Origin of the sequence: Methylophilus sp. (assembly GCF_035460085.1) — a bacterium.
Lineage (GTDB): Bacteria > Pseudomonadota > Gammaproteobacteria > Burkholderiales > Methylophilaceae > Methylophilus.
The window spans coordinates 37,464-50,799 of sequence record NZ_DATHWZ010000010.1 but is presented as its reverse complement, the minus strand read 5'-3'; the positions used below and the strand labels follow the sequence as shown (position 1 = coordinate 50,799).

10 protein-coding genes are annotated in these 13,336 nt (G+C 49.3%); 4 read left to right on the top strand and 6 right to left on the bottom strand.

What is annotated here, in order from left to right:
* Window positions 1-21: 21 nt before the first annotated feature.
* Both VK958_RS01265 and VK958_RS01260 read right to left on the bottom strand, forming a co-directional pair.
* Complete coding sequence (locus VK958_RS01265; protein WP_325238473.1) at window positions 22-1,944, bottom strand: cytochrome c biogenesis protein ResB; 1,923 nt, start codon at window positions 1,942-1,944, stop codon at window positions 22-24.
* Between the two features lie 236 nt (window positions 1,945-2,180).
* The gene (locus VK958_RS01260) at window positions 2,181-2,822 is read right to left on the bottom strand and encodes a c-type cytochrome (RefSeq protein ID WP_325238442.1); all 642 of its coding nucleotides are present in this window, start codon (window positions 2,820-2,822) and stop codon (window positions 2,181-2,183) included.
* 110 nt (window positions 2,823-2,932) lie between these two features.
* On the opposite strand from VK958_RS01260, the gene yihA reads away from it, so the two are divergent.
* Entirely contained in the window at window positions 2,933-3,568 is a 636-nt protein-coding gene (gene yihA, locus VK958_RS01255; RefSeq protein ID WP_325238441.1) for a ribosome biogenesis GTP-binding protein YihA/YsxC, read from the top strand.
* Window positions 3,569-3,599: 31 nt separating this feature from the next.
* Here the strand turns inward: yihA and trmB are convergent, their stop codons facing one another.
* Both trmB and VK958_RS01245 read right to left on the bottom strand, forming a co-directional pair.
* Entirely contained in the window at window positions 3,600-4,313 is a 714-nt protein-coding gene (gene trmB / locus VK958_RS01250) for a tRNA (guanosine(46)-N7)-methyltransferase TrmB (protein WP_325238440.1), read from the bottom strand.
* Window positions 4,314-4,610: 297 nt separating this feature from the next.
* Window positions 4,611-5,780, bottom strand: coding sequence for a class I SAM-dependent methyltransferase (locus VK958_RS01245; RefSeq protein ID WP_325238439.1), 1,170 nt, complete (start codon window positions 5,778-5,780; stop codon window positions 4,611-4,613).
* Between the two features lie 42 nt (window positions 5,781-5,822).
* On the opposite strand from VK958_RS01245, the gene VK958_RS01240 reads away from it, so the two are divergent.
* From VK958_RS01240 to topA, 3 genes are all read left to right on the top strand, one after another.
* Window positions 5,823-6,587 (top strand): pteridine reductase, encoded by a 765-nt coding sequence (locus VK958_RS01240; protein WP_325238438.1) that lies wholly within the window; start codon window positions 5,823-5,825, stop codon window positions 6,585-6,587.
* A 159-nt stretch (window positions 6,588-6,746) separates the two neighbouring features.
* The gene (gene ttcA, locus VK958_RS01235; RefSeq protein ID WP_325238437.1) at window positions 6,747-7,703 is read left to right on the top strand and encodes a tRNA 2-thiocytidine(32) synthetase TtcA; all 957 of its coding nucleotides are present in this window, start codon (window positions 6,747-6,749) and stop codon (window positions 7,701-7,703) included.
* A 111-nt stretch (window positions 7,704-7,814) separates the two neighbouring features.
* On the top strand, window positions 7,815-10,409 hold the full coding sequence (topA, locus tag VK958_RS01230; protein ID WP_325238436.1) for a type I DNA topoisomerase: 2,595 nt from the start codon (window positions 7,815-7,817) through the stop codon (window positions 10,407-10,409).
* A 64-nt stretch (window positions 10,410-10,473) separates the two neighbouring features.
* On the opposite strand, the gene VK958_RS01225 is transcribed toward topA, so the two are convergent.
* Window positions 10,474-11,688 (bottom strand): cyclic di-GMP phosphodiesterase, encoded by a 1,215-nt coding sequence (locus VK958_RS01225; protein WP_325238435.1) that lies wholly within the window; start codon window positions 11,686-11,688, stop codon window positions 10,474-10,476.
* A 366-nt stretch (window positions 11,689-12,054) separates the two neighbouring features.
* The gene (locus VK958_RS01220; protein ID WP_325238434.1) at window positions 12,055-13,272 is read right to left on the bottom strand and encodes an HD-GYP domain-containing protein; all 1,218 of its coding nucleotides are present in this window, start codon (window positions 13,270-13,272) and stop codon (window positions 12,055-12,057) included.
* Between the last annotated feature and the right edge of the window lie 64 nt (window positions 13,273-13,336).

Below are 13,336 nucleotides of genomic sequence, written 5' to 3'. Positions count from 1 at the left end.
CCTTTTTGTGCGAACCAGCGGCTAAACCGCCGGCCCGTTGTGCAACAACTTGGTAAGTTGCTGTTGCATGCGTGCAAAATCCTGGTCCAGATCCATATTTTTACGGTTGGATGACATTGCCAGCAAAACTTCCTGCTGTGCTGGTTTGATTAGTAACCAGACACGGCGTTCCCTGATATAAAACATTGAAAAAATACCCACTACCAGCATAACAGAGCCCAGGTATACCCAATTTTGCCCTGGCGAACGTGTCAGCTGGAAACCACTTGCCTGTTTAAGCGTGTAATCTTTTAACTGGAAATAATAAGGTGTGCCATAGAAAAACAGGTCATTCATGGCATTTAAACTATCTTGAATAAATATGGCGGTCGCCTGATCTTGCGGTGCTGGTGCCAGATTTCGCTGCGCACGACTGATCTGGTAAGCCTGCAACGCAGCGGTATTCAATAATTTCAGGTAAGTTTGCGCAGCTTGCTCGCGCTGGTCTTTCGGCACGGCTTTTTCAATAATGTTGGAAAGTTCACTGTAGCCACCGCGCTTGAAGGTCAGCAATAACTGCTGCAGGCTTTGCTCGAACTGCACTTTCAACTGCGGATTGCCACTCGGCATCTGCTTCGCCACCTGGCTGGCGATGTCACGGATAGACTGCTCATTACGCATAGTCTGACGCAAAGCCATAAAGCCAGTGATTTCAAGTTCATCATCTGCCGGCACGCGCAAATACTTGAATTCATCTTGAACCGTCTCGCGCATGCCGGACACGAAATAAGCGCGGCCATCCAGTTGCAATGGTTGCATGTAATTCACATACTCGCGTGCCTGGCCGCTGGCATTACGCAATTTTAAGGTGGTATTCGGCCCGACATTATGTGGTTTGCCTTTACCATCTTTGGATAAATTCAGGATATTAAACTGGCGGAATTCGTTGAATTCCACGCTCAGCTTTTGTGCCCCCTCTCCAAGCGAACCTTTTTGCAGTATCACGCCATCCACATCAAAACTATCCTGATTGGCTGACGCCAGATTCCATAGCTTGAATTTGAGTTGCGAACCGCCATCCTGGAAATCGGACTGGTAAATGGCAATACCTTTATGGATATACGGGTGATTGACTCGCACAGTCGCTTCAATCGGCTTGTTCAACACCGGGTCGGTAATGACTATATCGCTCTCGAACGATTTCGGCATGCCGGTAGGATAATGCTCGATGCGGAAATCCTTCAGTGCTACCGTAAATGGCAGATCCTGCACCAGGTAACCATCACGCACGCGCACAAAAGCCACATTGTCGCGCTCTCCTTCCGGCAGGGTCATATTGGCACGAAATGACAGATTACTTGTGCCAAGGCGGCTTTCTTTAGGCACTTTTCGTGAAGCTATGTCACGGGTTTCAATTTTCTTGAATCCCAATAGCTCCTGCACTTTTAAAGGCAAGTTACCATCCAGCAAGCCACCAAAACAAATCACGACAATTGCCGCATGCGTAAAGATATAACCCAGACGCTGATGCGTACCCAGGCGGGCAGCCATCAGCACATCGCCATTATCCTGTTGCCTGATTTTGAAGGTATAACGTTCAGCGGATAAAAAATCACTTAGTCTGGATTGCGTCTCTGCAACAGGTTGCGCAACACTTAAACTCGTTTCGTGGCTGAACAAGCGCAAGGATTTCTCGGTAGCGTTTTCCTTGTATGTTTTCCACTCTTTCAGCATTACCGGTGTATTACGGAAAACACAGAGCGCGGTTGAGATCACCAAAAACAATAAAATCAGCAAAAACCAGGCGGCATGGTAAACATCCAGCAGGCCCAGCAACTCAAACAGCTCAAACCAGAACTGGCCGAACTTGATGATGTAGTTTTGGTAAGGTTCGTTTTGCTTAAGAACGGTACCAATGATTGAAGCCACGCCAAGCAATGTCAGCAAGCTCACGGCAAAGCGCATCGAACTCATCAGTTCGTAAATACGCTGGGATAAAGGAACGGGCGCTTTCAATATGTTCTCTTCAGATTTGGCTTTAGATGATTAGCAGAGGAAATAACACGTACAACGTTGCATGCGCATTAGTGGACGACAGTCACGATAAAAGGTTGCATGGCAGCTGGAATCCCAGGAAAACGCAAGCTGGAGACATCTAGCAAAAAAGGTGGCCGTGGCCACCTTTATCCATCTTGCACAGATTAACGCAGACCTTGAATATAATCTGCTACCGCCTGCATTTCAGCATCACTCATTTTGGCAGCAATCGCCATCATCATCGGGGCATTGGCGCGCTCACCGGTACGGAAAGTACGTAGCTGCTGCACAGTGTAATCGGTATGTTGCCCCGCCAGGCGAGGGAACTGCTTAGGCAAACCAGCACCAGTCACCCCATGACAGGCTGCGCAGGCTGGCACTTTATTTGCCGCGATACCGCCACGGTAAATTTTCTCACCGAGAGAGCCTTTACCGTTTTCTTTCGCTTTAGCCAGCTTGATGCTTTGATTGGAGAAGTACTTCGCAATGCCTTCCATATCTTCCTGGCTCAAGGCACTTGCCATACCAGACATCACCGCGTTAGCGCGCGAACCATCTTTAAAATTAGATAATTGCTTCAACAAATATTCGGGATGCTGACCAGCCAGTTTCGGATTGGTCGTAATCACGCTATTGCCGTCTGCGCCATGACAGGCAGCACACACATTCTGCACCACTTTATCCGGACTATTCACTTCAGGCGCAGCTTCGGTAGTAGCCGCCTCTTCAGCAAATGCGGGCTGAATGGCGATGGTGAGACCAATAGCCAACAGTGCACACAATCCTGCTTTAAAACTCTTTAACATAATTCAATGCCCCAACATTTTATTTGGCGCCATTTTATCAAACAAACCCTGTTCGTGATAGCATTCATGGCTGAATAGTCCATAAAACCTTGAGGCAACTCAACCCCACCATGCCAGTTTTCCAAAACGCCCGCTTTCACATCTCGGCACATCACTTACGCGACCTGCCGCCTGCAAGCGGCATCGAAGTCGCCTTTGCCGGACGTTCGAATGCCGGAAAATCCAGCGCGCTGAATACACTTGCCAACCACAATCGCCTGGCATTTGTCAGTAAACAGCCTGGCCGTACACAATTAATTAATTTTTTCACGCTGGGTGATGACAAGCACCTGGTGGATTTACCTGGCTACGGCTATGCCAAGGTGCCGGAAGCCATGCGCACGCACTGGCAAAATGTACTCTCCCGTTACCTGAGCGAACGCAGAAGCCTGGCCGGTCTTGTACTGGTGATGGATAGCCGCCATCCACTGACGCCACTGGATAAACAAATGCTGGACTGGTTTTGCCCGACCGGCAAACCGGTGCATGTATTGCTGACCAAGAGTGACAAACTGTCACGCGGCGAATCAACCATTACCTTGAATAAAGTGCGCAAGGAACTGAAAGACACCTGGGGTGACGAAATCAGCGTGCAATTATTTTCCAGCCTGAAAAAACAAGGCGTGGATGAAGCTGAGAAAGTACTGGGAGAATGGTTTTTAACTGCTGAAACAGATCCCGCAGCAGAACAACCTTTACCGGATTAGAAGCTGCAGTTTCCAACATTGACTATTGATGTTAACCAATACGTTTAAACACCAAATCCCACACACCATGGCCAAGTTTCAGGCCACGATTCTCAAACTTGGTTAGTGGTCTGTAAGCTGGTTTCTCAGCATAATCCACCGCCGTATTCTGCAATAGTGGTTCAGCCCGTAAAACTTCCAAGACCCATTCAGCATATTCTTGCCAGTCAGTGGCTACGTGAATGTAAGCGCCAGCTTTCAGTTTTGAGCATAGCAGCTGCACAAACTCGGCTTGTATCAAGCGGCGTTTGTGATGGCGTTTTTTGTGCCATGGATCAGGGAAGAAAATATGTACGCCATCGAGGGAAGCCTCAGCTAACATGTGCTGCAATACCTCTACCGCATCGTGCTGCAGAATGCGGATATTAGAAATCTCGCCTTCCTGCATCAACTTGAGCAAACCACCCACGCCAGGCGTGTGCACTTCCACTGCAAGGAAATCGCTCCCAGGTAAAGTCTGCGCAATTTTTGCGGTGGCATCGCCCATACCGAAACCGATTTCTAAAATCTTGGGGCTTTCACTCCGCCCAAAAGTATTTACCAAATCTAATGATTGCTCGGCATATTCGATACCAAATTGCGGCCAGCCGGTTTCAAGGGCGCGCTCTTGCCCTTTGGTCAGACGCCCCTGGCGTAAGACAAAACTACGGATACGGCGCTGGTAAGGGGCTTCGGGAGATTCGGGGGTTTGGTCGATTTCAGTCATGGGGCGCATTATACTTTAGAGCACGTAATTCCCTTATATTTGGGACGGCTGAAAAGTTCTTTTTACAGAAGATTCTTAGTAACACGTTATATATTTTTTGCCGGGTTTAATGGACGTTACTTTTCGCCTAGGCGAAAAAGAATGGCGCATATCCAAAAAAATACCTATTAAAACCTTCAGCAAGTGCGACACTTGTTATTTATTGTAAACAAGCTAAGTATGAACCTTGCCTGGATTCCGGCCTCCGCCGGAATGACAAACAGATGAGTCTTGCTTTAAAGCGATCTGAAACACCCATCACAACTGATGCCGCTTATCCCCATGCAAAAATCCCAACAATGGTTGATCCAACCCTTTACTCAACGCCAATACCTTAAACAACTCCCCCATCTCCGCAGGAGAAAGCAACTTTTGCACTGCCGATACCATCGGCAAATAGCGCGCACTCTCTTCCGGTGAAATTGCTTCCAGCATCTGCAAAATGCCACAATTCATCAAAAACTTTGCTTGCGAGGTATACCCTGCACAACTCAACCCATTTGCCAATGCCGTTTCCGCCATGGCAGTGAAATTGACATGGGCCGTAATGTCCTGCAAGCCGGGATAGATCAATGGATCATCATGCGCATAATGCTGAAAGTGACACATCACCGTGCCCTGGCAACGCTGCGGGTGATAATACTCACGTGCTGAAAAACCATAATCAAGCATGAGTATCAGGCCCTGCTTCAAGGTGGCTGCCAAACTGGCGATCAGGCCGTGCCCTGCCGGAGAGACTTCGGTGACGTAGTCGTCCGGCAACTGGCTCGTATCAATATTTTCTATCAACGATGTGTCTTGCAGCGGCCTGTCTTGCCAATCAAAGCGCTGGTCATATGCAACCCCACGCTCCAGCCATTGCCCGTTCTGCCAATGAAGCAAATGTACCGGAGTCGCATCCAGCACTTCGTTCCCAATGACTACCCCGGTCAACCTATCGGGTAGCGTATCCAACCACTGCACGCGGGAAAATATGGATTCAGGCAATGAAGTCTGCAAGTGCTGTTGCTGCCGCTCACGCAAGTTGGCACTTACATCCAGGATGTAGTAGTGATCAGGCAACTGCCCCAGCTCACTTAATTGCTGCAACATGCCAAGGGCCAGTTTTCCGGTACCAGCACCTAGTTCCAGCACATCTCCACCCGTCTGGCTGAGCACCTGGCTAACCTGATTTGCCACTGCCTGTGAAAACAGCGGGGAAATCTCCGGTGCCGTGACAAAATCGCCGCTATGGCCGAACTTATTGGCGTCACCGCTGTAATAGCCAAGGTGGGGCGTATACAGCGCCATGTGCATATAATCTGCAAATGATATCCAGCCGCCCTGAAGTTGTATCTGCTGCCGGATATGTGCGACCACAGCTTCGCCATGTTTTTGCGCCGACGCATCCAGCGCAGGCAATCGTGATGAAATGGTTTGAGCAGTCATTCAGCCATTATAATGGGGCCAGTCTAGAATAAAGAGTGCAACGTGAATTCAAATCCTGCAGTTCAGCAAGTCAGCAAGGTCGTATTGATTACCGGGGGAGCTAAACGTGTGGGTGCTGCCATTACGCGCGAACTGCATCGCCAGGGCGCCAACATTATGCTGCACTACCACACCAGCGCTAGCGAAGCGCTGGCTCTGCAAGCCGAGCTGAATGCCGAACGCCCGGACAGTGTGGTCATCCAGCAAGGCGATCTGCTGGAAACTGCCGGTTTGCCTGTGCTGGTTGAAAAAACACTGCAAGAGTTTGGTCGATTAGATGCACTTATCAACAATGCATCCAGCTACTACCCCACCGAGCTGGGAAGTATTCGTATCGAACAATGGGAAGACCTGATGGGCAGCAATCTCAAGGCACCTCTATTTCTGAGTCAGGCGGCGGCCGATGCCTTGCAGGCGAGTGAAGGCTGTATCGTCAACATTACCGATATGCACATCGAGCGCCCAAAAAAGAATTACATTGTTTATAGCGCCGCTAAAGCAGGCTTGGTCAGCCTGACAAAATCACTGGCGCAGGAGCTTGCGCCCAGGGTTAGGGTAAACGCGGTGGCGCCGGGGCCAGTGCTGTGGCCGGATGACAATCAGGAATTCGATGAAGTCTATCGCCAGCAGGTCATTAACCAGACACTGCTTAAACGTACCGGAGAACCGTCAGATATTGCCAAAGCAGTGAAATTCCTGATTTATGATGCGCCGTTCGTGACAGGCCATGTGCTGGCTGTGGATGGTGGCCGTCACCTAAGTATTTAATACAGGACTATCGCAAGTCATTTCACAGCCAAATGAATGCGAATAAATTTCGGCCTGTCTTCAGCCAAATTCAAAATGCAGAATTGGGAGATTAAAATCAACCAGAATAATCAAAGACTTAGCGTGACTTTACAACGCTTTCCGATATAATGCGCGCCTATGAAGATCAAACACTATCCTGAGGGCGTTAGCCAAAACTTCCTGAAACTGCGCAATCAGTTGATCAGTGCCACCGGTAAGGCCATTGGCGATTACAACATGATCGAAGACGGTGACACCGTGCTGGTATGCATGAGTGGCGGTAAAGACAGCCATGCCATGCTGATGATTTTGCTGGCTTTGCAAGAACGTGCGCCAATCAATTTTAAATTGATTGCGATGAACCTGGACCAGAAGCAACCAGGTTTTCCGGCAGATATTTTACCGGCCTATTTTGAGAAACTGGGTGTGGATTTCCGTATTGTCGAAGCGGACACTTACTCTATTGTGAAAGAGAAAATCCCCGAAGGTAAAACCACTTGCAGCCTGTGCTCACGTTTGCGTCGTGGCATCATCTACACTACTGCGCAGCAACTGGGTGCTACCAAGATTGCGCTTGGCCATCACAGGGATGACATTGTGCAGACCTTGTTTCTGAATATGTTTTATGGCGCAAAGATGAAAGCGATGCCGCCAAAACTCGCCACCAACCGCGGCGAGTTTATGGTGATCCGTCCGCTGGCCTATTGTGCCGAAAAAGATATTGCAGCCTATGCCCGTGGCATGCAGTTCCCGATTATTCCGTGCGATTTGTGTGGTAGCCAGGAAAACCTGCAACGGCAAAAAATCAAGGACATGCTGAATAACTGGGAACGCGAGCAGCCTGGGCGCATCAACAATATTTTCCGCGCGATCGGCAATGTAGAACCTTCGCATCTGGCCGACTTTGATTTGTATGATTTCAAACATTTGAGCCAGTCCAAAGAAGATGATGAAGACCCTATGTTTGATCATCAAAAGTTTGAGCAGGAAAAATTTGCGGCCAGCGAGATGGCGCTTACGATTGCGACTCAGGATGACAAGCGTATTGAATTTGCGCGCAAACCGTTCCCCATTTCAGTCGCCATTGAAGAATAAACACCCTACATGCCGGGAAAGATTTAAAAAATATGGACTTTCCACAAGGAGTGGTTGTCTATCCGCTGGAACGCTTGCTATTATCTAGCCAACTCTTATATACACCACCTAATGTCAAAACTGCTTATCGTTGAATCCCCGTCAAAAGCCAAGACACTCGAAAAATATCTGGGTGGCGAATTTAAAGTATTGGCTTCATACGGGCATGTGCGCGACCTGATCCCGAAAAACGGGGCTGTGGATCCCACACAGCAATTTGCGATGAAATACGACATCATTGATCGCAACAGCAAACACGTAGATGCGATTGCCAAAGCGGTAAAAAATGCTGATAGCATTTACCTGGCAACCGACCCGGACCGTGAAGGCGAGGCCATCTCCTGGCATATTGCAGAGATCCTGGCGGAAAAGAATCTGATCAAGAACAAGCTGGTCAAACGTGTCGAGTTTAACGAGATCACGCAAACGGCCGTGAAATATGCGATTGATCATCCGCGTGATATTTCAATGGACCTGGTGAATGCGCAGCAGGCACGCCGTGCGCTGGATTACTTGGTCGGCTTTAATCTATCGCCTTTGTTGTGGAAAAAAATCCGTCGTGGTTTGTCTGCCGGCCGCGTGCAAAGCCCGGCACTGCGCCTGATTGTCGAACGTGAATTGCAGATCGAGGCCTTTACCAGCCAGGAATACTGGAGCATCCATATGAGTGCGCTCAAACATGCGCACGGGTTTGATGCCAAACTGGTACAACTCAACGGTCAGAAAGTTGAACAATTCACAGTCACCCAGCACGACCAGCAGGCGGATATCGTAGGCAAACTACTGTTAGCCTCTGCCGGCAAAACAACAGTGACGCGGGTCGAGAAGAAACAACGCAGCCGCAGTCCAGCCGCCCCTTTCACTACGTCCACACTGCAACAAGAAGCCGTGCGTAAATTAGGCTTTACTACCAGCCGCGCTATGCGCGTAGCCCAGCAACTATATGAAGGTATGGATGTGGGCAGCGGCACAGTTGGTTTGATTACCTATATGCGTACTGACTCTTTCAGCCTGGCGGCTGAAGCGGTGATGCAAATTCGTGAGTACGTTAAAAAGAATTTTGATGCAGACTACCTGCCAAAATCTCCTATCATGTACAAAACCAAGGCTAAAAATGCGCAAGAGGCGCATGAGGCGATCCGCCCTACTGACATTACCCGCAGCCCCGCCAGTGTGCGTCAGTACCTGAACGACGAACAATTCAAATTGTATGAAATGATCTGGAAACGTACGCTGGCATGCCAGATGACCCAGGCCAAATATGATGCCGTCAGCGTTGACCTGGCAGTCGGCAGCGATGCGACTCTGTTCCGCGCCAGTGGCCAGACATTGATCTTCCCTGGCTTTATTGCGGTGTATATGGAAGGCAAGGATGACGACAAGGACGACGAAGACGCAGAAGCAAAATTGCCGCACCTGGAAACCGGCGAAGTCCTGGCCGTAGAAAAAATCTTTGGTGAACAACACTTTACCGAACCACCACCCCGCTATTCAGAAGCCAGCCTGGTGAAAGCACTTGAAGAGTATGGCATTGGCCGCCCTTCCACTTACGCCAGCATCATCTCGACCTTGCAAGACCGCGAATACGTGATCCTGGATAAAAAACGCTTTACGCCAACTGACGTTGGTCGCGTGGTCAACAAATTCCTGACCGAGCATTTCACCCAATACGTCGATTACGACTTTACCGCCAAACTCGAAAACGAGCTGGATGAAATCGCCGAAGGCAACCTGGACTGGATACCGGTCATGGATAAATTCTGGCAGGGTTTTAACCAGCAGATCCTGGGAAAGGCGGATGTTGAACGCCCTGGTAACGAATTAATCGATGAGCAATGCCCGAAATGCGGCCGCCAGTTGCAAAAACAACTCAGCCGCTATGGCAGTTTTATCGGCTGTACCGGCTACAACGCCACACCGAAATGTGATTACAAGCGCAGTATAGATGGCGAAGCCAATGCCGCCAGCGAACCGGTGGTGATAGGGCAGGATGCTGAAACCAGCAAAGATATTTACCTGATGAATGGTCCATATGGCCCTTATCTGCAGGTAGGCTTGCCAGTGGAAGGCGAGAAGAAAAAACCTAAACGCGTGAGCATTCCTAAAGAAATTCCGCTAAGCCAGGTCAATATCGATACGGCAACCATGCTACTAAGTTTGCCGCGTGACCTGGGGTCGCATCCGGAAACTGGCAAGAAAATCATTGCTAACATTGGCCGCTTTGGACCGTATGTGAATCATGACGGCAAGTTTAAATCCATCCCTAAAACCGAAAGCGTTTTTGGCATCAACCTTGAAGGCGCAGTTACACTGTTAGCGGCGGCCAGCGGTCCTACCGTATTAGCCGACTTGGGTGCACACCCTTCCGGCGAAGGCAGGGTAGAAGTATTTTCCGGCCGCTTTGGACCTTATGTACAGCACGACGGCATACGCGCAACCTTGCCGAAAAGCGTGACGCCGGAAGAGTTGACCATAGAACAAGCACTCGAATTACTGACGGAGAAAGCTGCCAAGGGCGGTGGCAAAACTGCGGGCAGGAAAACAGCGGCCAAAAAAGCACCAGCGGCGAAAACGTCAACCGCAAAAGCACCCGCTAAAAAAGCAGCTACCAGGAAAGCGCCAGCAGCCAAACCCGCTGCCAAGCGAGCGAAGAAAACAGCTGACTAGTACAACAAAAGATAAGTGAAATAAAGAACTATGAATCATTAAAAAAGGAGCCTGGGCTCCTTTTTTATTTGGTAGGAATCGCCCATAAGTGGTCTACGTTACCCAGTCCCCAGGTTTCCGCAGATTCGTTACCGACAATTTCATCTAACCCTTTAGATAAATCCAGTTCGACGACCGGGATATACAGTTTGGACTTGGTCGAGAAGAATGCTTTAACGACAGGTTTCAACAGGCTTCCTGGTGTCTGGCGTACGACCACTGCCAGATGTCCCGACTTCAAGATCACTACCGTTCCTACTGGGTAAATACCCAGGCTTTTAACAAACGCTTTGAAAATATCCATATCGAAGTGGCCTTGCCAACCGGCCATCCGTTTAAGCGCGATACCTGGTTCCCAGGCAGGTTTGTATGGGCGTGTCGAAGTCACTGCATCATACACATCGCACACCGCGCCCATTTTGGCAAACAGGCTGATTTGATCATTCACCAGCCTTTCAGGGTATCCGCTGCCATCCACTTTTTCATGATGATGCAGGCAGACATCCAGCGTCACCGGGTCAATAATATTGGCTTGTGCCAACATATCAAATCCAAGCCTGGGATGATCGCGCACCACCTCAAACTCCTGCTCAGTCAAAGGGCCTGGTTTATTCAGGATATCCAAGGGAATCCCGGCCTTGCCGACATCATGCATTAAGCCCGCCAGGCCAGCCTGCTTCACCTCAGCCTCAGACAACTCCAGCGCCCGGGCAAGGGTGGTCATCAGCGCGCAAACAGCGATGGAATGCATGTAAGTACAATCATCGATTGTCTTCAGGCGCACCAGACTGACCAGTGCATGCATATTGCGGGTAACGGAAGCCGAAATTTCTTCAACGATAGGCAGCACGCCGTTAACTGCAATCGCTTTACCCATGCGCAAGTCTGAAAACATTGATTCGATTTCACTACGCGAAGACGCAATAATTTTTGCTGCCTTGGCTTTCTCTTCCTCAAACGTCACTTGTTTTAATTTGCTTGAAGAGGCCCGCCGCTCAAGAATTTTATTGCCTGGAATTGCAGATTTAACCTGCGGCTGGTTAGTTTCTGCTGCTGCATCCAGCCCCAAGCTCACGTCGATGACAACTTCGGACACCGGGCTGTCCTGAAGTTTTTTCAGGTCTGCCGGATCTTTCAGCACAAAATGTGTGCGCCAGAAAGGGTGATCTATCCATGCGCCTTTCAACGCATGGATATACATTCCCATCCGTACATCTTTCATTAAAATGGTCTTAAGCATCACACAATCCACCCCTTTTGATTGTAGATAGCTTAACGTTTGTTAACCGGAAAAAATTCAAAAAGAAGAGGGCTAAAAGCGCTTTTGAAATTTAGTTTTACGTGAATGATTTTTACGGCAATAACAATCCGTAAACTTATCATGGAAGGCGGTTGGATCAGGTGGATAAATCGCTTTGTGGCAGCAACGCAGTTGCCTGGAGAAGGTCAGTTAACGAATGTTTTAGCAGAGCAAGCTACCGGCCGCTGCAGCCCAGACAATCGCCAGCCCGTGGATTTTTGGTTATATGGAATTACAGTGACTAGTAAAGGTTATACCTCAGTCCAGCCAATGTTATGAGTCAAATGATAAGCTCACCGGACTCAATCAATGAGTCGCCCAAAGATGCTCGATATTGCCTATTCCCCAGCTCACGGCAGATTCATTGCTGATAATCTCATCAGCACCGCGTTTGGATAAATCCATTTCTTCCACCGGTATATGCACTAGCGACTTGGTAGAGAAGAAAGCCTTGACCACCGGTTTTAACAAGCTTTCTGTCGATTGGCGTACGACCACAGCGAGGCGGCCGGATTTCAGCATCACCAGCGTACCTATCGGGTAAATACCCATGCTTTTGATAAAGGCTTCAAGCACCACCGGGTCAAAATGCCCGTTCCAGGAGGCCATGCGTTTAAGGGCGATGCCGGGCTCCCAGGCGGGTTTGTACGCGCGGGCAGAAGTGATGGCATCATATACATCACAGACAGCGCCCATCTTGGCATAAATACTGATATCGTCGCCGGATAGATGACCAGGGTAGCCACTGCCATCCATTTTTTCATGGTGATGCAGACAGACATCCAATGTCACCGGATCGGTAATATTGGCCCTCATCAACAGGTCGTAACCATTTTGCGGATGCTGGCGGATGACGCTGAATTCATTGTCGGTTAACGAACCGGGTTTGTTTAAAATCTTTAACGGCACTTCTGCCTTGCCCATATCATGCATTAACCCTGCCAACCCGGCCTGCTTCACTTCTGTTTCCGACAATTTGAGTTCTTTGGCAAGACTAGTCATCAGTGCACTGACAGCAATGGAATGCAGGTAGGTATAGTCATCTGCCGTTTTCAGGCGTACCAGGCTGATCAGTGCATGGGTATTACGATTGACCGAGGCAGAAATTTCGTCGACTAACGGCATCACGTCTTCAGCCTCAATCACTTTACCCATGCGTAAATCTTTAAACATGGACATGATTTGGCGGCGGGAAGACTGGATGATCTTGGCGGCCTGCCGGTGCTCTACATCCAGCGGCACCTGTCTGACCTGCTGCGCTGCTTGCTCAAGGGCCAGGTTTTCTTCCAGCAGTACAGCCTCATCTTTTACTGGTTGCACTGGTGCTGGTTCGGGCAGCACATCCAGGCCACGCTTGATATCAATCACCACCTGCTTGAGTGCACTGCCTTTCAGTTTCAGCAGGTCAGCTTCATCCTTGAGCACAAACTTGGTACGCCAAAAGGGATGCTCCATCCACGGACCTTTCAGTTCATGGATATACATCCCGATTCTTACCTGGTTAATAGTGATCGTTTTTAACATACGGTCGGCGTTTGACTCTTGACTCTTCTCAGCATCTTACGCTTGATATCGACAAGAAATCGAA